The following is a 23,815-nucleotide window of genomic DNA, read 5'->3' as shown; positions in this document are numbered from 1 at the left end:
CCTTAGCGTGCGCCCCGGCGAACACGAGAAAAAAATCACACAATGGGTGGATTCTCCCGCCGGATGGGTTCATGTCAGTCACGCTCCCCGCTCGCTTCCTGCTCGCCCTGATCGCCCTGGCCCCCGTGGCGGTCCAGGCGAAAGACACCTGGGTCACGCCCGCCGAGGCGTCGTCCTTCCGCACGACACCTACCTACGCCGAGACGCAGGCCTATCTGCGCCGCCTGGCCGACGCAGCACCCGGCATGCTCCGCGTGGAAACCTTCGGCACGACGCCCGAGTGCCGTCCGATGACGGTGGTGATCGCGGCGAAGGATGGCGACCTCACGCCGGAAAGAGCCCGCGCCGCGGGCAAGCCCATCGTGCTGCTCCAGGCCGGCATCCACCCCGGCGAAATCGAAGGCAAGGACGCCGGGCTGATGCTGCTGCGCGACGTCGCCACCGCGCATCGCCTGCCCCACCTGCTCGACCATGTCGTGCTGGTCTACATCCCGGTCTACAGCGCGGACGGCCACGAGAACTCGACCCCGTACAACCGTATCAACCAGAACGGTCCGGCGGCGATGGGTTTCCGCGGCCAGTCGCAATACCTCAACCTCAACCGCGACTACGTCAAGGCCGATGCGCCGGAGACGCGTGCCTGGTTGACCCTGTGGAAGACCTGGAAGCCCGATCTGCTGATCGACATCCATACCACCGACGGCGCGGACTACCAGTACGACCTCACCTGGTACGCCGAGGATGCCCACAAGCTGCCGCCGTCGATTGCCGCATGGCAGAAGACCGCCTATGAAGGAAACGCCATCCCCGCCTACGAGAAGCTTGGCCACCTCGCCGCGCCCTACCTGGAATTCCGCGACGGCCGCGACATCACCAAGGGTATCGAGAACTTCGGCTCCGGCCCGCGCTTCTCGACCGGCTACGCGGCCATTCGCAACCGCGCGGGGCTGCTGATCGAAACGCACATGCTCAAATCCTACGAGGTGCGCGTGCGCGCGACCTACGACGTCGTGCGCAGCGTGCTCGATCAGGTGAACAAGGATCCGGGCGCGCTTCTGCAAGCCTCGAAGGATGCCGACAACTGGGCCGCCGCCCTTTCCGCGAAACCTGACGCCACGCTGCCGGTGACATTCAAGCAGGATCCGGCGTCGACGCCGTTCCTGCTCAAGGGCTATGCGTTCACGCAGACCAAGAGCGACATCTCCGGGGATCTCTGGGTGCAATACGACCCGACGTCCAAGAAGGACTACCGGATCCAGAACTGGAACGACTTGCTACCCGACGTCGCCGCCCCGATGCCTGCCGCGTGGGCGATTCCGCCGCAGTGGGCGGATGTCATCGAGCGTCTCGATGCGCATGGCATAGCGTACACACGCACCGCCGCCGCGACACGCGTGCGCGCGGACCGCGACGAGCTGACCGAGCCGAAGTGGGCAGACAAGCCGTTCGAGAGTCACCACATGCTGAAGGACGTGCATATCGCTTCGTCGAGACAGGATGTCGATCTACCCGCCGGCACGATCATCGTCCGCGCAGATGACGCCAATGCCGTGCTCGCACTGAACCTGCTCGACGCCCGCGCGCCGGATTCGCTGCTGCGCTGGGGCTATTTCAACGCCATCTTCGAGCAGAAGGAATATGGCGAGCCGCGCGTGCTCGAGGCACTCGCGCGGAAAATGATGGCAGAGAACCCTGCGTTGAAGACCGAGTTCGAGGCGAAGCTCAAGAACGACCCGGCATTCGCCGCCAGCCCGCGCGCACGGCTCACGTTCTTTTACGAACGCAGCCCTTGGTACACCGTGCAGAAGGTCGGCGTATATCCTGTGGTTCGCCTGGATGCGGCAACCCTGTCCGCTATTCGATAAAGCGTTCTACATGTGGGAGCCGCTTCAGCGGCGAAAAACCAACGGAGCGGTGATGCTGTAAGGGCTATCGCCGCTGAAGCGGCTCCCACAGGTTATAGGCTCCCGGAGGCTATGGGCTCCCACAGGTTATGGGGTCCCAGAGGTTATGGGGTCCCACAGGTTATGGGCTCCCACAGGCAACATGCTCCTGGAGGTTATGGGCTCCTGGAGGTATCAGGCTCCCACGGGTCAGGCGATCACCTCGAAGGGTCGCATCATTTCGTTCGCTTCGTGCTCGGCGAGGTGGCAGTGCCAGGCATAACGTCCTGCATAGCCATCGAACGTGGCGACGATGCGCGTGATCATCCCTGGGAATGCCTGCACCACGTCCTTCCAACCACGCTCGTGCGCCGGCGGCTCCTGTGCCGGCCCGACGTAGCGGATGGTCTTCTTCTCCATGTACTGGTCGACGTCATAGGGGCGGCGGTCGAGGATCTGGAAACGCACCAGGTGCAGGTGGATCGGGTGGGTGTCCTCGGTGAGGTTCACCAGGCTCCACATTTCGGTGCTACCCAGCTTCACCGTTTCCGTGACGGGATCGTGCCAGCGTTTTCCGTTCAGCAGCATCAGCATCGGCGTGGCGACACAATCGCTGTATTCGTCCAACGTGAGTTCGCGAGCCTTCGATGCGCTCGCTTCGGTGACCCGCGGCACGTCGCGCAGGATATCCGGCATGCGACTGTCGTCGCGCACCGTGCCCTGCCCCACGGCGAAGCGCATCAGCGGCAGTGCGTCGTTCATCAACTCCACCGTGCCACCGCGCAAGGCGGCGAAGTCGACGACCAGGTCGGCACGCTCGCCCGGCGCAAGGAAAATGGATGTCAGCTTAGCCGGCGCGGCGAGCAAGCCCTGGTCCGAACCGATGGCATGGAACGGACGGCCATCCTTGAAGCGAAGGTGGTAGAAGCGCCCATTCGCCGCGTTAAGCACACGCAGGCGGTAACGCCTGGGTTGCACGTCGGCACGCGGCAGGATCGCACCGTTGACGAGGGTGAGGTTGCCGAACACCTCCGGCACCCAGGGTGCCGAGGCGTCGCCGGAATCGGGGTAGTACAGACGGCCATCCGTGTGCAACAGGCGGTCGGCGAGCACCAGCGGCAACTCCTGCGCGCCGGAAGGAAGACCGAGCGACAACTCGTGGTCGTCGCGCAGCAGGTAGAGTCCCATCAGGCCGGCGTACATGTTCAGCCGGTTAATACCCATCGCATGGTCGTGGTACCACAGCGTCGCCGCCTCCTGCGCGTTCGGGTAGCGATGCTGGCGCGACTTGCCGGGGACGTACCAGTCTTCCGGGAAGCCGTCGTCCTTGCGCGGCACCTTGGCCCCGTGCAGATGCACGATGGCACGCACCTCGGGCTGATCCGCCTCGGCGCCGCAGATAGCGTGATCGACGGGGAGGAAATGATGCGTCGGCAGTGCGTTCACCCAGCGCACGTCGATGGCCTGGCCAGTGCGGGCCTCTATCGTCGGGCCGGGGTAGTGCCCACCGTACGTCCACAGGTCGGTCGGCGGCAGATCGCGATGCAGCTTCTGCGCGGTCTGCGCCATGCGCACCTCGAGCGCCTTGCCGGCGACCGGGCGCAGCGTGGGAGGAATCGGCAGCGGATCGACGAAGGGTGCGAGCTTGCCCGGATCGACCAGGCCAGGCATCGGCGTCGTGTCGCCCATCGGATGCATGCAGAGGCCGTTGCCGACCTTGGCCGCCGGCGTCGCCGGCATGCCGTGCATGTCGTGTGCGAGGAGCCGCGACGGGATCCAACCCGCCACGGCCATCCACCCCGCCGTCTTCAGGAAGCGACGGCGATCAACCATGCCCACCGTTCCCGAACGGCCATTGCGGGCGCTTCGGCTGACCGGTCGACTCGTCGAGGATCAGCTTGCGATCGAACAGGCGCGGGAAGAAGAAGTCGAACATGCTGTCGATGCGACCGGCCGTGGCATCGGTCGAACCGCCGCCGATACGCTTGCCGTCGAGCCAGTTGTCTTCGATGAAGCGGGTGATCGAGCTCTGGTCGGTCACGCTGTGGTCGACCATGTTCTCACGCGCCCACGGCGACACCACCAGCAGCGGCAGGCGCGGGCCAAAGCCACAACGGCCCTGAGCCGGCGTCGTGCCATCCAGGCCCGGCAGCGTCACGCGACCCTTGCACAGGCCGGCGCCATCGAGCGCGTCGGTGGTTCCGGTCGAGGCGTTGGTATGCGGCGGTTCCTGGTGGTCGTACCAGCCATCGGAATCGTCATAGGCGATCACCACGGCCGTGTCTTTCCACTCGCCGCTCTGCTGCAGCGCGTTGATGACGTGGACGACGAAAGCCTGTTCGTCGATCGGATCGGAGTAACCGGCGTGGCCATCCTGGTAAGCCGGCGCCTTGAGGAAACTCACCGACGGCAGGTTGTCCGTATCGAGCGCGTCATAGAAGTCGTGCAGGTCGTACTGGTGGTTGGCCGCATCCGTCTTGCCGATGGCGGCGATCGACGAGGGCCGCGCGTGCGTCGGGTTGGCCGTGGACGGGTAGTACTGGAAGGGCGAATGATGCGGGCTGTAGTCGTTCGACGTGGCGTTGGTCACCTTCGACAACGTGCGGCGCTTGCAGCCGGTGCTGCCGTCGGGATTGGTCAGGGTGAGGTCGAAACCGCCCTGGAACCAACCCCAGGTGACATGGCGCTCGTTGAGCAGGTTGCCGATGTTGCGGCCGCCCATCGTTGCCTGGCTCGCCGTGGGCGAGGAGCAGACATCGCCGATCGGGTCCGGGTCGCCGATCATGGTCAGTCCGCCATGACCATCGTCGGTCTCGGCACCGGTGCCATTGAGCGTGTCGACGACGCCTGCGGTCTGGCCCGCGATCAGGTTCACCGCACCCGGCGACGAAGGGCCGAAGCCCGTGCCGTAATGGTTGTCGCTCATGGCGAAGTTCTGCGCGTAGTTCCAGAAGGCCGTGACGGTGTTGCCGTCGTAGTAGCCCATCACCTGGCCCTTGCCTTCCTCGGCCGCCTCGCCGCCCGGCAGGGTTTCACCGTGACCGGTGTATAGCGGGAACAGGTCCATCTTGCCGCCGTCGAAGGCGCGCTGTTCCGAGGTATAGCCATGGTCCTGGTCGGCCGTGGCCGCCTGGGCGCGAGCGAGGCGGAAGGGGTTGATCGCAGCGTCGCCATTGCCGGCGTTGGCCGCGTTGGGGTTTTTCGTCAGCAGCCGATGCGACAGGCCATTGACCGGTGGCGTGAACGGCCGCGGGTAGAACGACGGCTCACCCTTGCCGTTTTCGGCAAACGGGTAAGTACCGAAGTAGTGATCGAAGGACACGTTCTCCTGGAAGATCACGACCAGGTGCTTGATCGGCGTGGCAGTGCGCGGATCGCTACCGTGACCGCCGTGACCGAACCCCAGGGCGGCGGTCGACGCCTCGGCAGGGGTGGAGGCCACCTGCTGGGCGGCGACGATCGACGCGGCGGAGAGGGTGAGCACGCAGGCGATACCTGCGGCCAGTAATTTGCGCATGACGAGGGCTCCTCGATGATGTGGCGGCCGGACTGCAAGGATCCGCATCCCCTGTCATGCGGTTCGGCCAGCGTAAGAAGCACGCATGACAGGCGGGGGACAAAATCCGCAAGCCCTTACGAATTTTCTTAAACCATGACCTTCGTCACGGTCGCTCCTCCGGGCCGTTCCCAACGGCTATGCTCGGAGCCCACCGGTGCCCGGGGGCACCGCTTTCACCAGGACAGAGGGACACCCATGACCAAGCAGTACCTGAAGCCGCTCGCACTGGCGCTCGGCGTCGCGCTCGCCGGCACGGCATGCAGCCAGCACAACGATGCCGACACCGCCGCGCCGGGCGGCAACCAGCCTGCCGCCACCGGCAGCGCCGCCCCGGCGCCGGCCACGACGGCCGCCGCCGCGCCTGCCGCGCCGACCTTCAACGTCGCCGACATCGACACCACGATCGACGCCTGCGACGACTTCAACGGCTTCGTCAACGCCAAGTGGGTGGCCGCCAACCCGATTCCCCAGGACCGTACCCGTTGGGGCGCCTTCGACCAGCTCGCCGAGAACAGCCTGAACACCCAGCACGACATCGTCGATGCGATGGACAAGGGTGCGCCGAACGCCAAGGCCGGCTCGATCGAGCAGAAGATCGGCCTGCTCTATCGTTCGGGCATGAACGAGGCCGCGATCGAGAAAGCCGGCATCGAGCCGTTGAAGCCGGAACTGGCCAAGATCGACGCGCTGAAGAATGGCGACGACGTGGCCAACTTCCTCGACCAGAGCTTCGCCGACGGCGACAACTACGTGTTCGGCTTCGGCTCGGGCGCCGACTTCCAGAATGCGAAGATGCAGATCGGCTACGCCCAGCAGGACGGCCTCGGTCTGCCGACCAAGGACTACTACACCGATCCGAAGCAGGCCGAGAACCGCAAGGCTTATGTCGACTACATCGCCAAGACCCTGACGCTCGCCGGCGTGTCCGATGCCGATGCGAAGACCCAGGCCGCCGCCGTGATGAAGTTCGAAACGCAGCTGGCCGCCGCTTCGCTGGCCCCGGTCGAACTGCGCGCCCCGGAAAACCAGTATCACTTCGTCAGCGTGGCCGAAGCGGACAAGATCACCCCGCACTTCAACTGGGAAAAGTTCTTCGCCGCGCAGAACGTGACGATCGACAAGGGCTTCTCGCTGTCCCAGCCGAAGTTCTTCAAGGAATTCGACAAGATGCTGGCGTCCACGCCGGTCAGCACCTGGCAGGCCTACCTGCGCTTCCACGCGATCGACGGTGCCTCCCCGTACCTGTCCAAGACCTTCCAGGACAACAAGTTCGATTTCTACGGCAAGACCCTCGCCGGCCAGCCGGAACAGAAGCCCCGCTGGAAGCGCGTACTCGGCACGGTCAACGCGTCGATGGGCGAAGCCCTGGGCCAGCTCTATGTCGCCAAGGTGTTCAAGCCGGAAGCGAAGCAGCGCGCGAACGAACTCGTCGACAACGTGCGCAACGCCCTCAAGGCGCGCATCGAGAACCTCGACTGGATGAGCGCCGAAACCAAGGAAAAGGCGATCCAGAAGTGGAACACCTTCCTGCCGAAGATCGGCTACCCGGACAAGTGGCGTGACTGGTCGGGCCTGGAAGTGAGCGGCGACGACTACTACACGAACGTGCAGGCCGCGAGCAAGTTCAACTACCACTACGACATCGCCAAGATCGGCAAGCCGACCGACCGCCTCGACTGGGGCATGACCCCGCAGACGGTGAACGCGTACTACAACCCGACCGACAACACGATCAACTTCCCGGCCGCGATCCTGCAGCCGCCGTTCTTCGATGCCAAGGGCGACGACGCGATCAACTACGGCGGCATCGGCGCGGTGATCGGCCATGAAGCCAGCCACGGCTTCGACGACGAAGGCAGCCAGTTCGATGGCGAAGGCAATAACAAGAACTGGTGGTCCGACGCCGACAAGAAGAAGTTCGAAGAGCGCACGGGCAAGCTGGTCGCCCAGTTCAACGAATACGCACCGATCAAGGACAAGCCGGACCTGCACGTAAACGGCAAGTTGACCCTGGGTGAGAATATCGCCGACCTGGGTGGCACCGCCGTCGCTTACGACGCCCTGCAGGAAGCCTTGAAGAAGAACCCGCAGGAAGCCAACGCGAAGATCGACGGCTACACGCAGGACCAGCGCTTCTTCCTCAACTGGGCCCGTGTGTGGCGCGGCAGCGTTCGCGAGAAGCAGGCCATGCTGTACCTCAACACCGATCCGCATGCACCGGCCTCGCTGCGAGCGATCGGCGCACCGTCGAACATGGCGGCCTTCGCCACGGCGTTCCAGTGCAAGCCGGACGCGAAGATGGTTCGCTCGGGCGACAAGCTGGTGAAGATCTGGTAAATCGCTCCACCGGAAATCGCGTAAGGAGGAACGCCGCACGGAAACGTGCGGCGTTTTTCGTTAGCGCAGGTAAAACTCAGACAACTCGTAGGAATTTTCGGCCGTTCCGTCCCTCGACGCAGTTCGTTGTGAGACCCTGCCCTCGGGAAAGCGAGGGGTAAGTGATGATTGAACAAGTCCATCGGATCGATAGTGCGCCACGGACTTCGTCGGCATTTGCCGGCACAAACGGCAGGGTGTCGGCTGCCGCCAGCAGGACGCGTGCTTACCATCGGGTCGAGATGGCGATGCCAGGGCATGCCCTGGCCACCGCGCTCATCGTCGCCGAGGTCTCCGCACGAATGGTCGATTTCGACGGCCTCGTCTGGTGCGAAGGGACGGTGCTGTTCGAGTGGATCGGTTCGTTTTCGCTCAGCGCGACACCCATCCAGCAGCAACTGGAAGTAGCGCTTGCACAACGCCTTCGTGCCCATCGCGCGCGGGCATCATAAGGAACGGCCGGGGCAACGATCTGCCCCGGGTGCTATTGCGCAGCCGACGAGGCGGTCGGCGAAGCCACCAGGATACCGAAGCCTTGCACCGGCTGGCCTTTCCCTGCGGACTGCGCGAACGGCAGGTACAGCTTGTGCGTCGCCGAATCCAGTGCAAGCGTACGCGCGCTCGCGTGAGTGGTCACCGTCGGCAATGCGCCGTATGCGTCGGCGCTGCGCTGCTTGAACACACTGAGGGTTCCGTCACGGTTGGAGCTCACGACCTGGTGGGTCGACGGATCATAGACCACGGCATCGGGACCACCACCGATGGGCAACCTGGCGACCTGATGGCCGTCGTCGGCATCCGTGACGACCATCGTGTGGTTGTCGCACACGGAGAAAACGCGTCGCGACACCTCGTCGAACGCAAGGCCGGAGGGCGATTCGCAGGGTGCGAGATCCCACGTCGCGGAGACCTTGCCGGCTTTCAGGTCGACGTGTACCAGTTTGCCGACGTCCTCGAGGTTGACCCAGAGGCTGCCGCGCTTGTCCACGGCGGCAAATTCCGGTTTGCCCGGCAGGGCGATCGATGCGGTGACCTTGCCTGTTGCCGGATCGATGACGCTGATCGAGTTGCTGCCACCGTTCATCGTGATGACGCGTTTCATCGTTTCGTCATAAACGATGGCATCGGGGTTCTTCGCCGATGCCGGGAACGTCTTCTCCAACGTCAGCGTGGCGAGATCAATGACGCCGACGTCACCACTGTCGCCGTTGCTGACAAAGGCCTTGCCTAACGAGGGTGCCAGCGCCACGCCATGGGCGCGGTGCATGCCGGGTATCTCGGCCAGGAGCTTGCCGGTACCCGTGTCGACCACCATGACGCGATCGTTGCGCGCAACGAACAGGCGGTGCGTGGCCGGGTCCACGGTAGCGTAATCCCAGCCGCCCTCACCTCCCAGGGTCCAGGTGTCGGTGACGGTGTACGAGGAAGCCTGCTCGGCGACGGCTGGAACCGCGATGGCGATAAGCGAGGCGACGGGAAAAAGCGCAAGTAATTTCATGAATTCGTTACTCCCTCATGCAATCTCGCCCTGACCGTGGGCGCCGTCGGCATTCTGGAGCGTTGTCCTGCGATTTCGCTGAGTTCGCGCTGAGCGCCAGCCACATTTCGCTTACCGACCCTGAAAGGAAGGCGTCCGCCGCCGCAAGCTTGTCGACAGCAAGCAGGTGCATGCTAGCGATGTTCAATGGGCAGGACCACGCACATGGGTAAGCGCTATTCGGCAGCGACCGGCATCCACGGTTTCAGACGCCGGCTCGTTCGTCGGCTGATAAACCTGTGGAGCACGCCTGCCGTGCTCTCGGAACGACCGCTGCCCTCGTTCGGGATAACCCGGATCCTGGTCTGCCGGACCAGCCACAGCCTGGGCAACTCGTTACTGCTCACACCCCTGCTCGCCGAACTCGAACGCGTTTACCCCGGTGCCGAGGTGGACATCGTGACGCAGAGCCCGGCCGGCACGGATATGTACGGGTCGTGGCCTACGGTACGCAACGTGATGCGCCTTCCCTCGCGCTTTCCACCCCATCTTCCCTGGGTGTTACGCATCTTGCGCGACATGCGTTCGACCCACTACGACCTTGCTATCGATCCCGATCCACAGTCGAAAACCGGGCGCCTCCTGCTTCGTCTTGCGCATGCCCGGTTCAAGCTTGGCTATGTCGGAAGCGAGAAGAGCGGCGACGTCACCCACGGTGTCGGCACGGAGGGCGGCGTCCGCCACGTGGCTCAGGTGCCGGTACACCTCTTGCGCGCCGCCATGCATTGCACGCAACCGGTGCCGTTTCCCCGACCGAACATCCGCCTGACCGATATCGAACTGGCGAATGGGCGGAACAAGGTGGCCAACGTGCTTCGCCAACGATGGGGCACGACCGACGTCCGGCACGTGATCGGCATCTTCGCCAACGCGACGGGCGCCAAGCGTTTGCCGCGCGACTGGTGGTTCGCCATGCTCGATCGACTGGAGCTGCTGCTGCCGGAGCACGCGTTCATCGAGTTCACGCCCGCGGAGGGCGCCTCGATGCTCGACGACCGTTACCCCACGATGTTCTGCAGCAACCTGCGACGAATGGCGTCCTGCAACGCGACGCTCGATGGCTTCGTCAGCGTGGACAGCGGGCCCATGCATCTCGCCTGGACGTCGGGCACGCCGACGTTCGGCATCTTCACCGGTACCGACATCCAGGAGTGGGGCCCGTACGGAGAGAACGGCTACGTCATCGACAACAGCATGCATACGCCACTCAGCGTCGCGGAGACGATCGCGCGCCACTACGCCGCCGATCGCGCCGCCCCGACGGAACAAGCGATCAACGCATGAAACGCACGACGAGCGGACATCAAAGACTGTGCCTGGTCACGATGCCGTCCCGCTGCACATGGAGCTCATAACCAAGGCTCCTCCACGTTCGGACCGCCTCGACGACAACGTGCTCCGCGCCCTGTGCCAATGGCGCAGCGATGTGCTTTCGGTCGGCAGGTAGATCGTCGAATGCGATGCGGTACTCGATTTCGGGAAGCTCACCCCGCCTGAGTTCGAAGGTGACCCATCCGTCGAAACCGTGGAGAGAGAGGTCGATGCCTTTAGCCACGCGCCGTGACGTCATCGTTACACCATGCTCGTCGGCCACTGCCGTACCCGCGTTCAGTGTCATCACCGCACCGGCCACGACCACCGCCGCATAGCCCAGGCGCCGAAACGTAGGCTCCCCGATGTAGGGAAGCATGCGCTTCACGCCCACGGCCGCGATCGTTGCCGCCACGCCGACCACAAGACCGGCACGCAGTGCGTCCGTCGTAAACAGACCGAAGCCCGCGTACAGGCCGAGTTTGGTGAGATGAAGGAGGACCTCGTTGGCGGCGCGCGTTGCCACGATCGCTTGCTTGCTCAAGCCGTAGCGAAGATAAAACCGGTTGAACAGAAGACCTACCGCGCCGGTGAGGCCCGAGATGAAGCCGGCCAGGAAACCGAGCAAGGCCACCGTGGCCCTCGTTGGCGTCTTGGCAGGCGGCTCGTCGTTTCGTCGAAGCAGCAGCGGCAGGTTGCCCAGCAGGAACAGGCCCAGGACCGCCTCCAGATAGATCGGCGTCACCTGCCCCAATACCCACACACCCAGGCACGCGCCGGGAATCGAAAGCGGAACGAAGGCGCGCACGACGCGCCAGTCGATGTTCCGGACGAACAGGCTCAAACGCGCGACACTGCTCACCGTGCTTCCGATCGACAGCGCAACTGGCACGTGTGTCGCCGTGAGGCCGGCGCGAAGCACAGGCAGCAAGAGCAATCCTGCACCTCCGCCGGTGACCGTGCTGATCGCAAACGCCACGGCACTCGTAAGGAAAAGAAAAGAAAGGAACATGCCGTCGTTTCAGTGAGCGAAGGCGGCGGAGATTCGGGGCCAGGGACTTAACCGACTCTGAGCACAACGCAGGTTGCGCCATGCGCGATCACGACCTGTAACACGCGTGCAACACGGCATGAGGGGATTCGCAAAGAAAATATCTAAGGGCGACCTAAGCGCAGTTTTCTAAGATCACGCCTATGCCGAACGCCGACCTCCTCACCACGTGGTTAGTGCGACACCCCTGGACGTGGATCCTCGTCTTCGCGCTCGTCGCGGCCATGCTGCCGGCAGTACCGATCGACGAGACCCGGTATCTCACCATCGCGTGGGAGCTGCACCGCAGCGGCGATCTCATCGGCCTCACCTTGAACGGCCAGCCCTATCTCGACAAACCACCCTTGCTGTTCTGGCTGGTCGATGCGATGTGGTTCCTGCTTGGCCAATCCCTATGGGCGGCACGGATGGTCGCTGTCGCCTTCGCCGCGGGCACGATCGCGATCGTTGCGTCGATCGAACGCGTCCTCGGTGGTGACGACGGTACGCGCTCACCCGTTGCCGCGTGGATCCTCCTGCCCTTCATTCTCTTCGATACCTTCAGCGGCAGCGTCATGTTCGACGTGCCGCTGTGTTTCTTCGTCACCTGTTCGCTGCTCGCCGTCGCCTTGTGGGTTCGGGAACGACGCGTCCTCGCTGCCGTGTTGTTGTTCGCCAGCGCAGCCCTTGGCATGTTGATGAAGGGGCCGGTGGTGTTCGTGCACCTGGTTGGCCCCCTCCTGCTGATCGCATGGTGGAACTACCGTCGCCTGCCGCATCCGTGGCGCAGTGTCGCGATGATGGTCGGTGTCCTGCTCCTGGCCTGCCTGCCGCTCGCGTGGTGGGCGGCAGACGCCGCCGCGCGGATGGCGCAGGCGCCCGTACTCGACACCTTGATGCACCAGGCCTTCGGCCGCGTCAGCGAGAGCTTCGCGCATCGTCGCGCGCCTTGGTGGTATCTGATCTGGTTGCCGCTGTTCCTGCTTCCATGGTCGGCGTGGATACGCTGGCGGCCGTTCGCCCGGGGCGCACGTCGTGTGACCGCAACCACGATGGGTCGTTTCGGGCTCGCCGCGTCCCTTCCTGCGCTGGTCTTGTTCTCCCTGATCAGCGGCAAGCAACTCCATTACCTGCTGCCCCTGTTGCCAGGCCTTGCGCTGTGTCTCGCGGCGATCGTCCGCCTGGAGCCGGCAACGATCGATCACCGCAGACCGCGCATCGCCATTCCCATCGTTGCGCTGGCCTGCGCGTGGCCAGTGGCCCGGATGGTGTCGGGCCTTGGCGACACCGTTCAATTGCCGGCGGCACTCGTCGCCTTCGCCCTCCTGGGCGTCGCTATCGTCGTCACAGGCCGCGTGTTTCGCGAGCGCGACCGTCTCGCGGTTACTGCCATCGCGTCGGCCTGCATCGTCGCCGCGCTGGTGTTGCAACTCGGCGTGTTCCTGCATCTGTCACCCAATGCGGACGATCTGGCCAGCACCGTTCACGAGCTGCAACGGCGTGGCGTGCCCGTGATCGCACTGGAGGGCGAGCCTGGGATGATCGGATTCCTCACGCGCCTGCCGTCCCCCTTGCCCGTTGTCGCGCCAGCGAACGCGGCGGCGTGGGCGACGGCGCACCCGGACGGCTTCGCGCTCATACACGGCGGAAAAAACATCGTGCCGGCGGGAACCCGCGTCGCCGTCAAGCTGGCGGACGGGTGGGAAGGACTGGTGCCCGCGTCCACGGTGGGACGCGGGGCGTACTGAGGTTACGCCGGCGCGTTCGCCGCGCGACGTTTGAGCAGGTGAGTGGCGACCCGGCCTGCCGCCAGGCGCGGGCAGCCATCGTCGCAGGCGATGGCGATGTTCCCTCGACCATAAGGCGCGTAGCGTGCCGGGTCGGTCGGGCCGAAAATGCCTACCGTCGTGGCCGAGGTGGCTGCGGCCAGGTGCATCACGCCGCAATCGGCGCTGATGTACGTGCCGGCGGCTTCGATGAAGGCCGCGAGCTTGCGCGGGTCACTCGTGTAGTACGTCGGATAGCCGCCGCCCAGCCGCGACTGGCCATCGGCGGAGACCAGCTCGACGACGCATGAGTCGCCGATCAGCGAGAGCAGTTCCTTCGTGAAGTCGCTCCACCAGTCGGTGGGCAGACGCTTGGAACCGGTGGCGTTGGGAAAAATGGCGACGACCGGCAAACCGCGCTCGTTCGCATCGTGCAGGACCCGCGCCATGGCCTCACGGCCGCTATGACGCTCCGTGTCGTTCAGGCGCACGTCGAGCATCGGTATGTCCGCCTCGATAGGCGCACCGAGGGCCCAGCGCAGTGCCTGGACCGGCCTGGCCGCCAGATGCGCGGCAAACCCGTCGGCGGGCATGGCATCGGTGCGCAACTGGAAGCGTGCCTTCGCGATACCGCTGGCGATGCGTCCCGACGACGATCCGGCAGCCGCGTCGATCACCAGGTCGTAGCGACGCGAACGCAGCTTGCGCACCACGCCGATGGTCGCGAACGGCCGGCGTGCCGCACGACGATCGAGGGCGGTGCAGTCGCCGACGATATCGAAGCCGCGAAACACCGATTGCGCCGCCGGCCCCGCGGAAAGAAGATCGACTTCCGCGCCGGGAAAGCGCCGCTCGATCTCTACCAGCAAAGGCGTCAGCAGCAGCGTGTTGCCCAACCGATGGTTGGGGCGACAGACCAGGATACGCTGGATACCCGACGCCGGCAGCTCACCCGCCCCGACCAGGTTCTTCGGCGGCGAGATCAGGTGCCGCGCCAGCCAGGCGCCGGCACGGCGGCGCCAGACGGCACCGCTGCCATGCATGGGCTTGCGGGCCGGCTCACTGGGCGAGGGGGGAGAGAACGAGGCGACAGGAGACATGGACGGCTCTCGGGAAGTCTGCCGCCTACGATGCCCTAGTAACCTTATGTCTTCCTGTCCGCGGCATGACGATTCGACTTTCGCGACCGCCAGCGCTCCGCCGCCCCGATAGCGACCGGCAAGCCAAGCAATACCAGCGGGTACTGCACCAACAGGCCGCCGACGATGGCGATGGCCAGGGGCTGCTGGATACCCGAGCCGCGGCCGATCGCAAGGGCCAGCGGCAGCAGGGTAAGGATCGCGGCGAAGGTGGTCATGCTGATGGGCCGGACGCGCAGGCGCACGGCGCGACGCAGGGCCGCCACCGGCGTCGAGGTGGATCGGCGGGCCACGTACGCGGAGACCAGGAAGATCGCCATCTCGGTACCGATACCCACGACCATGGTCAGGCCCATCATGGCGGTCACGTTCAGATCCACGCCGGTCAGCCACAACGCCAGGAATACCCCGGACGCCGACAGCAGCGATCCGGTAATCACCAACCCGGCGAGCCACATGTTGCGATACAGCAACATCAACAGCAGGAACTCGGCGAGGATCGCCGCGGCAAACACCTTGCGCAGTCCGGCGAAGGCGGTTTGCTGCTGTGCATAGAGACCGCCGAGTTCGTAGCGGGTGCCGGCCGGCAACAACCCGGGTTGAGCCAGCACCGCGCGCACCTTGGTCACCGCTGCGTCGATGCCGCCCCGATCGATGCGCGCCGTCACCGGCACCATGGTCTGCAGGTTTTCCCGGGTGATCTGCGCTTGCCCGGTGACGGGCACCAGCGACGCGACACGACGCAACGGAAAGACGTGGCCGTCGGGCGCGCGCAACGGCATGTCGGCGAGATCGGCGATGCGCCAGTGCAGCGCGCCGGGCATCGAGACGCGCACCCCGACCGCTCGCGTGACCATCGGCAACTGGGTGGCGACCACCCCTTCCAGCGCATCGCTCACGGTGCGCGCGACCAGGTCCGCGCTCACGCCTTCGGCGGCTGCCGCATCGTGATCGAGACGGATATCGAGTGCGTCGCCGGCGATACGCACACCGCTCTGTACTTCCACCAGACCCTCGGTGTGAGCGAGCTTGTCTGCCACCTGCGTCGCCGTGGCGCGTAGTGCCGTCTCATCGTCGCCATAAAGCTTCACTTCGATCGGCTGCGGCACGGCCGTGAGGTCGCCGATCAGATCTTCCATCAACTGAGCGGTCTCCACCTCGACGCCGGGCACATTGCGCAGCACGCTTTCGCGAACGTCGTCCATGACCTCACGCGTCGGCAAGGCATGGTCGCGAACGAGTCGGATAAAAATATCGCCGTGGTGCGACTGGCCCAGGTCACCGCCCAGGCCGCTGCCGAGGCGCCGCGAGAAGGTTTCGACATCGCGCCGGCTACGCAGGATCGACTCGATCTGCGCGACCTGCCGTTCGCTCTCGGTGAGCGACGTCCCCGGCTCGGTGTAGTAATCCATCACGAAGCCGCTTTCGTCCGCATCGGGCATGAAGCCGGTGGGCACCTGCGACGCGGCGAAGGCACCCGCCACCACAAGCAGCAGGGCGACCGCGCCCGGAATCCAGGGCCGGCGGCTCGCGACGCGATACGCTGCGCCGTGCCAGCGCACCAGTCCGCGCGCACGACCTCGACCGGGGTCCTTCCAGCGGGATACATCCAGCCAACGCGATGCAAGGTAGGGCACGATGAAGGCCGTCATCGCCCAGGAAACCGTCAGCGCGCAGGCCATCGTGACCGACAGCGCCCGCGAGAATGCACCGGTGACGCCGTCGAGATAGGCCAGCGGCACGAACACGATGAGCGTGGCGGCACTCGAGCCGGACAGCGGTGGAATGAACTCCCGCGCCGCCTCGAACAGGCTTCGCCGGGCGCCGGCTTCGTCTCCTGCATTCGCGGCGCGTGCGGCGCGGTGAGCGATGTGCTCGACCATGACCATCACATCGTCGATCACCAGACCGACCGCTGCCGCCATCCCGCCGAGCGTCATGATATTGAAGCTCATGTTCATGGCGCCGAGCAGGAGCACCGTCACGGCGAGCGTCGCGGGCACGACGATAAGGGCGATCGCGACGATCCGTCCGTTACGCAGGAACGCCCACAGGACCAGCGCCGCCAGCAGCAGGCCGATAGCGATGGCGTCGCGTACGCTGGCCGCCGCGTCGGTCACCAGTTCGCTCTGGTCGTACCATTTGCTCAAGGTCACGCCATGCGGAAGGGCCAGCGTCGCGAGGCGCGCCCTGACTTCGGCGGCAATGGCCACGGCGTTGCCGTCGGGCTGCTCGTAAACGTTGAACAGGACCGCCGGGCGACCATCTTCCGCCACGCGGGTCCACTGCGGCTCGACCCCCATGCGCACGGTGGCGACATCGGAAACATGAATCCAGCCGGCCTCGGTGCGACGCACGACGATGGCGCCGATGTCATGCAGGTCGCGCATCGGTCGATCCACCAGGGTCAGGAACAGCTTGTTGCGATCCTGCACCCGGCCCACCGCGCGAACCACGTTGGCGCCGCCGATCGCGCCGACCAGATCGTCCAGCGCGACCCCATGGGCAGCCAACTGGCGCGGGTCGGCTTCCACCTCGATCTCCGGCGTGTCGCCGCCTTGCACGCCGACGCGCGACAACCCCGGCACGGAGGCCAGCAAGGGCGCAATACGAAACTGCGCGAGCTCGCGCAGGCGGGCGGACGACACCGTATCCGAGCGAAGCGCATACGACACGATAGGGAAGACGGTGGGATCCATGCGACGTACGTCGTACGTGACCCCGGCCGGAAGGCTGGTGACCACACGTGCGATCGCCGCGTCGACCAGCAGCGTCGACGCCACCATGTCGCGTCCCCAGCCGAAATCGACCGACACCTGGGCCGCTCCGCGCGACGTTTCCGAGCGTACGCCTTCGACACCCGGCACCGTGCGAATCGCTTCCTCCACGGGGCGTGTGACCAGCAAGGCCATCGTGTCGGCCGGACGATCGCCCGCGTCGAGATCGACGACGATACGTGGGAAGGCCACCTGCGGGAACAACCCCACGGGCAGCGACCACCCGGAGACCGTGCCGGCGATCGCCAATGCCATGGCGAGCAGGAGCAGAGTACGGGCGTGGCGGAAAAGGAAGCTTTCGCTGCTCACCGTGACCCCGCCGGACGAACCTGCATGCCTTCGTCCAGTTGGGCGGCGCCCACCGTAACCAGGGCATGCGATGCATCGATCGGGCCCTCGACGAGCGCTTCGTCGCCCCGTTGCGCGACCACCGTCACGACCACGCGATGCGCCTTACCCTGCACGATCTGCCACACGGCACGCGCGTCGTCGTCGCCGACGACGGCGTCGGCGGGTGTGCGCCAGCCCTCGCGTACGCCGACAACGATCTCCGCGCGATACGCCGCGCCCTGCACCAGGGGAGACGACGCCGCCACCCTGACCTCCACCAGACGCGACACCGGATCGACCACGCCCGCTACCGCGGTGACGCGTCCGCCAAGGGCCACGCCTCCGGATAGTGCGTGCAAGGCGACGGCGTCGCCCGCGTGCACCTTGAGCATATCCGCCGGTTCGATACCGCCGGCAAAGCCGATCCGGGCGTCTTCGGCGAAGGCCATCAACGCCGCACCTGCGGTCACCAGCGCGCCGCGCTGCGCTTCGATACCGAGCACGGTCCCGTCTTCGGGCGCACGCAAGACGTTGTCCGGTGTGTCCTGCGCGGCGAGCGCCGCTTCGGCATCGTGCAGCGCCTTGTCGGCCTGGGCCAACTGGTCGTTGGTCGCCAGCCGGTCGCCAAGCAACCGCGCGACGCGATCGCGTTGCTCCTGTGCCACGGTCACGCTCGATCGCGCCGCGACCCGTGCCGCCACGGCCGCCTTGCTCGGCGCGAATACAGCGAGGCGTTGTCCGGCGCGCACGTGTTGACCGACGACGACGTCCACGCCGGTCAGGGTTACGTCGAGCGGCAGGGTCAGCACGCGTGACCCGCCACGGCCCGCGGCACCTTGCCCGTAGGACACGATCACATCGTCGACGCTGCCACGCGCGGGCATGATCTGGCGGATCACCGCACTCGGAGTCAGGCCCGCACCGTCCGCGTCGGCCCGACCGCCACAGGCGGCGAGTCCGGCGCAGATCGTCGCAACGACCAGGGAGAGAAGAAGTCGGTTCATGGATTCATCCGTGGTGGCAGCGAGTCGGGCAGGCCCGCGCCGGTCAAGGCATCGAGAGCGATGCGCTGCTCCCTGCGATAGAGATCCCGGGTAACGTCGTTGGCAACCTGACCCAGCGTTGCCACGCTGAGATCGCCATAGGTGGACGCGTCGATATCGCCCCTGGCGAAAGCGCGGCTCGCCGCATCCAGCGGCGCGGTGTCGGTCACCTCGCGTGCGGCGACTTCGTTCACGACGATCGATGCGAGCAGTACCCGGGCGTCCGCCGCCGCCGCATCGATGCGAGCCGTGTACTCGTCGTGCAGTTGCTGTCGCGTCGCCTCGGCCATGGCGATCTTGCCTTGTTGGCGATCGAACAGCGGAAGGTCGAACGACACCGCCGGGCCGATGTTGAGCACCTTGCTACTGTCGCGCGACGCGTTCATGCCGATGGAAAGCGGCGCGAACCGACTGAGGATCGCGCCGCGCAGGCGGGCTTCCTGTGCCGCGTAGCCGAAGCGGAGTGCCGCCAGATCGGGACGATGTTCGCCCATCGATGCAATGGTCGACTCCGCCTGGGCAACGTCGAAGGGAGGCAGCGGTGGCAGAGGCGCCAAGGGCAACGGCGCATCGGGAGACAGTCGCATCATGCCGGCCAGCTCCCCACGTTGGGCACGCAGGGTATGCCGCGCGTCGTCGCAGGCGGTGCGTGCGTCGCTTGCCGCGACGAACACGGCGCTGGCCGCGCCGGACGCCTCGTCGCCCCGGGCCACGGCGGTGCGCAGCGACGCCGCGCGTGATGCCAGTCGCTCCGCCGAGGCTTCCTGCAACGCGAGCCGGCGCTCACCGTCGACAATGTCGACGACGAGTTGCCTTGCGCGCGACAGCGCGACCCAGGATTCCCACAACAGCTGTGCGTCCGTCGACGATGCCGAGGCCCGGGCCTCGTCGCGCCGCGCGCCACGCGCGACCAGCCCCTGCAGGCTCTGCGCGAAGCCGGCCGACCATGCCGGCACGTCGCCTGCGCCGGAGACCAGGAAGCCCAGGTTCGCCTGTACCGAGGGATTGGGCAGGATCGACGCGTCGAGGACCTCGGCCTGGGCGATGCCCCGCTGGTCGCGCGCGGCAGCCAGTGTGGGATTGTTGATCCACACCAGACGCAGGACGGCGGCCTCGTCGTACGGCGCATGTACGCCGTCCGCCCCCTGCAGGTCTTCGACACGAGGGGCAAGGTCGGGATGCGAGGCGAGCGGCAGCGGTCGGTACGATGCGCAACCGCCGGACACCACGACCAGAAGGCTGGCGAGGACACGGCCACAGGCCGCTTTCGCGAAGGCACGCATGAAGGGCCATCCCAAGGCAATCGATGTCCCGGAGGTTAGGTATCGGTCCTTAGCGCAAACTGTCAGGCGGGCCGTTTTTTTGCAGCGCGCGTTAAAAAGGGATGGTGACGCGAACCAACAGGCCATGGACGGACGCGGCGTCGAGCAGCTCGACGGAGGCCGCGTGGAGGCGGGCCGCCCGCTGCACGATCGACAGGCCAAGACCGAAGCCGTCGCCGAGGCTGGTCGCCTCCCGGTGAAAACGCTCGAAGACCGCCTCGCGCCGCTCGGCGGGAATGCCAGGACCGTCGTCGGACACTTCGATCACCGCCGCCGGGCCGGCGTACCTCACTTCAAGGCTGACATGACCTCGCCGCGGTGCGTGCCGCAGCGCATTTTCGACAAGGTTGCGCATGAGCGCATCGAGTGCCGGACCGTACCCGACAAGCCATACGGGCAAAATCGGCAGCTTCAGTTCCAGGCTGGCGCCGTCCGCATGATGGGTCGCTCGCAGGACATCGACGACCGCGCGTGCAACCGCGCAGAGGTCGACGCGTTCGCGCGGCATGTCGGTGGTGTCCTCGAGCCGGGCGAGGAGGAGCAACTGCTCCGTTCGGTGCGCCAGCGACTGCAGGCTGGCGTACGCCTCCGGCAGGGACACGCCGCCATCGAAGGCGCTGCCCAGGATCGCACTGTCGAGGTTGATCATGGTCGACGCCAGCGGCGTGCGCAGCTCGTGCGCCACGTCGGCACTGAAACGCCGTTCCCGTTCGAGCGCGTGACCCATCCTCTGGAACTGCCCGTTCAACGCGTCCACGATGGGCTGGATCTCCTGCGGCGCTCCGTGCAGAACTACCACTTCGCGGCAGGCGGTGGAACGATGGCGCAGCAGGTCGGCCAGGGTGACCAGCGGCGCGAGTGCGCGACGCACCGACCAGCGCAGCGCGAGCACCAGCAGGGGAATGCCTAGCAATAGCGGTACGGCATGCTCCATCCATAGCGCGCGCAGAACGTCACGACGGCTGTCGTAACGCTCGCCGGCCGTCACCGTGATGCCTTGGGCGGTATCCCTGTAGGTATAGAGGCGCCAGCGGCGCCGGTCGATGTGGACGTCGCGGAAGGCGGGGCCGCCGGCGAGCGCTACGCCAAGCGAGCGCATATTACCGGTGACAAGCAAGACCTCCCCATCCGCATCCACGACCTGGTAGCCCACTTCGACTTCGTGTGTCGGTGTCTCGCCAAGATGACCCGCGACCGGTACATCGGGCAGTGGCTGGCCCGAACCGCTGGCGAGGTGGCCCAGACCGGTCCGCGAAATCATCGTGTCGAGTCCGAATGCCGCCTGCGCCAGCCGGGCATCGCAAAGCGCGTTCACCTCCGCGAGCGTCTGCCGGGCGGCAAGCCAGCCGGTCGGAACCAGCACCGCGACGGCCAGCAGTCCGATCGACCAACGTAGCCGCGACGCGATGCTGGCCCGACTCATGTGATGTCTCGAGGCACCATGTAACCGAAACCACGAACGGTGTGGATCGCCTCGGGGCTGAGCTTGCGCCGGAGGGCGTGGACCAGGACTTCCAGCGCGTTGGGGCTGACATCCGATTCCATGCCGTACACGGATCCCTCGATCGACTCACGGCGCACGATCTTGCCCTGCCGTTCCATCAGCAGGCGCAGCAACGCGAACTCACGGCGGGTCAACTCGACCCGTTGATTCCGGTAGATCACCTCGAGCGAGCTCAGGTTGAGCGAAAGCGCGCCCGATTCGAGCTGGTTGTCCGCCAGGCCCTGGGCCCGCCTGGCCAGGGAACGGATGCGCGCGGCAAGCTCGTCGAGGTGGAAGGGCTTGGTCATGTAATCGTCCGCACCTGCGTCCAGGCCCTGGACACGCGATTCGACACTGTCGCGGGCGGTCATGACCAGGATCGGCGTCTTGACCTTGAGCCGGCGCGCTTCGGTGATTACTTCGATGCCGTCTTTCTCCGGCAGCCCGAGATCCAGGAGCACGAGATCGACGGACTGGTTGCGCAGCGCCTCGAGCCCTTCCGCACCGGTACGTAGCCAGGTGACGGTATAGGCAAGGTGCTCCAGTGCCCGCTTGATGGCTGTGCCGAGCCGGACGTCGTCCTCGACTACGATGATGTTCACGATCCACGTCCTCGATGACACGCACAGGTTGGGTGATTATCCGAGGGTCGGCCTTAGTCTTCGCTTAGCCTCGCCTTGTAAGCGTGCGGTAAGCCGGGGTCGGCAGCCTGTGATCGCCTCCCGTCGGAACCCATCATGACCCTATTCGTCGAAGGACTGCGCAGTGGCCTGGCCGGACCTTTTACCTTCACGGTACCCCAGGGACAGTGCCTCGCCATCACGGGTGCGTCGGGATCCGGCAAGACGGTTCTGCTACGCATGATCGCGGACCTCGACCCGCACGAAGGAAAGGTCGTCTTCGCCGGCACCGACCGCGCTTCCCTGCCCGCTCCGGCATGGCGACGCCTGGCCGGCCTGGTCCCCGCCCGCAGCGGCTGGTGGGCGGACACGGTCGGCGAACACTTCCCATCCGCACGCGAAGCGGAGTGGCAGGCGCTCGCCGCCGAACTGCTGGTCCCGAAGGCGCTCTTCGCGCGATCCATCGAGGATGCTTCCACTGGTGAGCGCCAGCGCCTTGCGCTGATCCGGGCGCTGCTCGCCGCCCCCCGTCTACTCCTGCTCGACGAGCCGACCGCTTCGCTGGACCCGGTGTCCACCCGAGCGGTCGAAACCGTCGTCTCGCAACGGATCGCCGCGGGCACCACGGTCATCTGGGTGACTCACGACGCGGCGCAGGCCGGTCGGGTCGGCCACATGGCGCTGCAAATGCGTAGCGGCGGCGTGCTTGCGCCATGACGCCGCTCACCCTGCACGCGGGCGATATCGCGATCGCCGCCATCCTGCTCGTAGTCGACGCTGCGCTGTCGATCGGTCTGCGTCTGCGCTTTCACCGGGCGCTGGCTATCGCGTCGGTACGCATGGTGGTCCAGCTGGTCGCCGTCGGTTACCTGCTCCGTTACGTGTTCGCGGGCCACTCGCCCTGGCTGACCGCCGCGCTCGTGCTAGCCATGTCCCTGGTCGCCGTCCGTGAAGTGGCCGTCCGCCCCGTACGTCGATTGGCGGGTGGCAACGCGGCGGTGGCCTTGCCCAATGTGCTGGGCGTGGTCCTCCTTACCGCTTGCTTCGCCCTGTTGACCGCCATAAGGCCGCACCCGTGGTACGACGCCCGCTACGCCATTCCACTGGTCGGCATCCTGCTCGGCAGCATCCTCAATGCGGCGAGCATCGCGCTGGCGGGCGTGCTCGACAACGTGCGCCAGCAACGTGATGCGATCGAAGCCCAGTTGATGCTCGGGGCAGGCTTTGGCACGGCGACGGCTCCCCTGCTCCGCCGTTCGATCCGCGCAGCCATGGTGCCGGTGATCAACCAGATGGCGGCCGCCGGCGTGATTACCCTGCCCGGCACCATGACCGGCCAGCTGCTCGCCGGCGCCGACCCGCTCGACGCGGTGAAATACCAGATCCTGCTCCTGATCCTCCTCACGGGGGCGAGTTGCCTTGCCGCTGTAGGCACCGCCTATGCCGCCGTGGCAAAGCTGCGAGACAGCCGCGATCGGCTCCGACTGGACCTGCTGCGCTAACCGGGCATCGCTGTATTGCGAATCATTCTCATTAGTCTTACGATAGTCGGCATCTCGGGCTAACCCCCGCGCCGCGCCTCCTCATCCAGGGCATCAACGAAGTCCACTCCCCGTGAGCCACCGGCCCGCGCCGGGCG

17 protein-coding genes are annotated in these 23,815 nt (G+C 66.0%); 7 read left to right on the top strand and 10 right to left on the bottom strand.

Annotated features, from left to right (window positions below; genetic code table 11):
* Positions 1 to 71 precede the first annotated feature (71 nt).
* On the top strand, positions 72 to 1,865 hold the full coding sequence (locus tag VM621_RS01930; RefSeq protein ID WP_325467304.1) for a M14 family metallopeptidase: 1,794 nt from the start codon (positions 72 to 74) through the stop codon (positions 1,863 to 1,865).
* 228 nt (positions 1,866 to 2,093) lie between these two features.
* Here VM621_RS01930 and VM621_RS01925 read toward each other — a convergent pair whose 3' ends face one another.
* Positions 2,094 to 3,716 (bottom strand): multicopper oxidase family protein, encoded by a 1,623-nt coding sequence (locus VM621_RS01925; RefSeq protein WP_325467303.1) that lies wholly within the window; start codon positions 3,714 to 3,716, stop codon positions 2,094 to 2,096.
* A complete protein-coding gene (locus tag VM621_RS01920; RefSeq protein WP_325467302.1) occupies positions 3,709 to 5,400 on the bottom strand; it encodes an alkaline phosphatase family protein in 1,692 nt (563 codons plus the stop codon). The genes VM621_RS01925 and VM621_RS01920 overlap by 8 nt, the downstream gene beginning before the upstream one ends.
* A 237-nt stretch (positions 5,401 to 5,637) precedes the next feature.
* On the opposite strand from VM621_RS01920, the gene VM621_RS01915 reads away from it, so the two are divergent.
* Complete coding sequence (locus VM621_RS01915) at positions 5,638 to 7,779, top strand: M13 family metallopeptidase (protein WP_325467301.1); 2,142 nt, start codon at positions 5,638 to 5,640, stop codon at positions 7,777 to 7,779.
* A gap of 287 nt (positions 7,780 to 8,066) precedes the next feature.
* A complete protein-coding gene (locus VM621_RS01910) occupies positions 8,067 to 8,270 on the top strand; it encodes a hypothetical protein (protein WP_325467300.1) in 204 nt (67 codons plus the stop codon).
* 32 nt (positions 8,271 to 8,302) lie between these two features.
* Here the strand turns inward: VM621_RS01910 and VM621_RS01905 are convergent, their stop codons facing one another.
* Positions 8,303 to 9,316, bottom strand: coding sequence for a YncE family protein (locus tag VM621_RS01905; RefSeq protein WP_325467299.1), 1,014 nt, complete (start codon positions 9,314 to 9,316; stop codon positions 8,303 to 8,305).
* A gap of 204 nt (positions 9,317 to 9,520) precedes the next feature.
* Between VM621_RS01905 and VM621_RS01900 the strand changes: the two genes are divergently transcribed.
* On the top strand, positions 9,521 to 10,639 hold the full coding sequence (locus VM621_RS01900; RefSeq protein WP_325467298.1) for a glycosyltransferase family 9 protein: 1,119 nt from the start codon (positions 9,521 to 9,523) through the stop codon (positions 10,637 to 10,639).
* 19 nt (positions 10,640 to 10,658) lie between these two features.
* Here VM621_RS01900 and VM621_RS01895 read toward each other — a convergent pair whose 3' ends face one another.
* Positions 10,659 to 11,678 carry a sulfite exporter TauE/SafE family protein gene (locus tag VM621_RS01895; protein WP_325467297.1) on the bottom strand — a complete coding sequence of 340 codons (1,020 nt, stop codon included), beginning with the start codon at positions 11,676 to 11,678 and terminating at the stop codon, positions 10,659 to 10,661.
* 182 nt (positions 11,679 to 11,860) lie between these two features.
* Here VM621_RS01895 and VM621_RS01890 point away from each other — a divergent pair, with 182 nt between their 5' ends.
* Complete coding sequence (locus tag VM621_RS01890) at positions 11,861 to 13,444, top strand: ArnT family glycosyltransferase (RefSeq protein WP_325467296.1); 1,584 nt, start codon at positions 11,861 to 11,863, stop codon at positions 13,442 to 13,444.
* Between the two features lie 2 nt (positions 13,445 to 13,446).
* Here the strand turns inward: VM621_RS01890 and VM621_RS01885 are convergent, their stop codons facing one another.
* The 6 genes from VM621_RS01885 to VM621_RS01860 all read right to left on the bottom strand — a co-directional run bounded on the left by VM621_RS01885 (position 13,447) and on the right by VM621_RS01860 (position 22,158).
* On the bottom strand, positions 13,447 to 14,562 hold the full coding sequence (locus VM621_RS01885; protein WP_325467295.1) for a glycosyltransferase family 9 protein: 1,116 nt from the start codon (positions 14,560 to 14,562) through the stop codon (positions 13,447 to 13,449).
* Positions 14,563 to 14,606: 44 nt separating this feature from the next.
* Positions 14,607 to 17,687, bottom strand: a complete 3,081-nt coding sequence (locus VM621_RS01880) for an efflux RND transporter permease subunit (RefSeq protein ID WP_325467294.1) — start codon at positions 17,685 to 17,687, stop codon at positions 14,607 to 14,609.
* Positions 17,684 to 18,712, bottom strand: coding sequence for an efflux RND transporter periplasmic adaptor subunit (locus VM621_RS01875; RefSeq protein WP_325467293.1), 1,029 nt, complete (start codon positions 18,710 to 18,712; stop codon positions 17,684 to 17,686). The genes VM621_RS01880 and VM621_RS01875 overlap by 4 nt, the downstream gene beginning before the upstream one ends.
* Positions 18,709 to 20,034: a TolC family protein gene (locus VM621_RS01870; protein ID WP_325467292.1), complete on the bottom strand. Its 1,326-nt coding sequence runs from the start codon at positions 20,032 to 20,034 to the stop codon at positions 18,709 to 18,711. Before VM621_RS01870 ends, VM621_RS01875 begins: the two co-directional genes overlap by 4 nt.
* 91 nt (positions 20,035 to 20,125) lie before the next feature.
* On the bottom strand, positions 20,126 to 21,496 hold the full coding sequence (locus tag VM621_RS01865) for a sensor histidine kinase (protein WP_325467291.1): 1,371 nt from the start codon (positions 21,494 to 21,496) through the stop codon (positions 20,126 to 20,128).
* Positions 21,493 to 22,158 carry a response regulator gene (locus VM621_RS01860; RefSeq protein ID WP_325467290.1) on the bottom strand — a complete coding sequence of 222 codons (666 nt, stop codon included), beginning with the start codon at positions 22,156 to 22,158 and terminating at the stop codon, positions 21,493 to 21,495. The genes VM621_RS01865 and VM621_RS01860 overlap by 4 nt, the downstream gene beginning before the upstream one ends.
* Positions 22,159 to 22,293: 135 nt before the next feature.
* On the opposite strand from VM621_RS01860, the gene VM621_RS01855 reads away from it, so the two are divergent.
* Together VM621_RS01855 and VM621_RS01850 are read left to right on the top strand one after the other, a co-directional pair.
* Positions 22,294 to 22,893, top strand: coding sequence for an ABC transporter ATP-binding protein (locus VM621_RS01855; protein WP_325467289.1), 600 nt, complete (start codon positions 22,294 to 22,296; stop codon positions 22,891 to 22,893).
* On the top strand, positions 22,890 to 23,678 hold the full coding sequence (locus VM621_RS01850; protein ID WP_325467288.1) for an ABC transporter permease: 789 nt from the start codon (positions 22,890 to 22,892) through the stop codon (positions 23,676 to 23,678). The genes VM621_RS01855 and VM621_RS01850 overlap by 4 nt, the downstream gene beginning before the upstream one ends.
* The last annotated feature ends 137 nt before the right edge of the window (positions 23,679 to 23,815 follow it).

The organism is Luteibacter sp. (genome assembly GCF_035539195.1).
Lineage (GTDB): Bacteria > Pseudomonadota > Gammaproteobacteria > Xanthomonadales > Rhodanobacteraceae > Luteibacter.
Note: the sequence above shows the minus strand (reverse complement) of the source record. Positions and strands in the feature narration are given on the sequence as shown.

Bases quoted from the DNA above. Each gene is read 5' to 3' on its own strand.
- VM621_RS01920 (WP_325467302.1), bottom strand. From the start codon at position 5,400: ATGCGCAAATTACTGGCCGCAGGTATCGCCTGCGTGCTCACCCTCTCC.
- VM621_RS01930 (WP_325467304.1), top strand. From the start codon at position 72: ATGTCAGTCACGCTCCCCGCTCGCTTCCTGCTCGCCCTGATCGCCCTG.
- VM621_RS01855 (WP_325467289.1), top strand. From the start codon at position 22,294: ATGACCCTATTCGTCGAAGGACTGCGCAGTGGCCTGGCCGGACCTTTT.
- VM621_RS01910 (WP_325467300.1), top strand. From the start codon at position 8,067: ATGCCAGGGCATGCCCTGGCCACCGCGCTCATCGTCGCCGAGGTCTCC.
- VM621_RS01905 (WP_325467299.1), bottom strand. From the start codon at position 9,316: ATGAAATTACTTGCGCTTTTTCCCGTCGCCTCGCTTATCGCCATCGCG.
- VM621_RS01915 (WP_325467301.1), top strand. From the start codon at position 5,638: ATGACCAAGCAGTACCTGAAGCCGCTCGCACTGGCGCTCGGCGTCGCG.
- VM621_RS01900 (WP_325467298.1), top strand. From the start codon at position 9,521: ATGGGTAAGCGCTATTCGGCAGCGACCGGCATCCACGGTTTCAGACGC.
- VM621_RS01890 (WP_325467296.1), top strand. From the start codon at position 11,861: ATGCCGAACGCCGACCTCCTCACCACGTGGTTAGTGCGACACCCCTGG.
- VM621_RS01870 (WP_325467292.1), bottom strand. From the start codon at position 20,034: ATGCGTGCCTTCGCGAAAGCGGCCTGTGGCCGTGTCCTCGCCAGCCTT.
- VM621_RS01885 (WP_325467295.1), bottom strand. From the start codon at position 14,562: ATGTCTCCTGTCGCCTCGTTCTCTCCCCCCTCGCCCAGTGAGCCGGCC.
- VM621_RS01925 (WP_325467303.1), bottom strand. From the start codon at position 3,716: ATGGTTGATCGCCGTCGCTTCCTGAAGACGGCGGGGTGGATGGCCGTG.
- VM621_RS01895 (WP_325467297.1), bottom strand. From the start codon at position 11,678: ATGTTCCTTTCTTTTCTTTTCCTTACGAGTGCCGTGGCGTTTGCGATC.
- VM621_RS01865 (WP_325467291.1), bottom strand. From the start codon at position 21,496: ATGAGTCGGGCCAGCATCGCGTCGCGGCTACGTTGGTCGATCGGACTG.
- VM621_RS01850 (WP_325467288.1), top strand. From the start codon at position 22,890: ATGACGCCGCTCACCCTGCACGCGGGCGATATCGCGATCGCCGCCATC.
- VM621_RS01875 (WP_325467293.1), bottom strand. From the start codon at position 18,712: ATGAACCGACTTCTTCTCTCCCTGGTCGTTGCGACGATCTGCGCCGGA.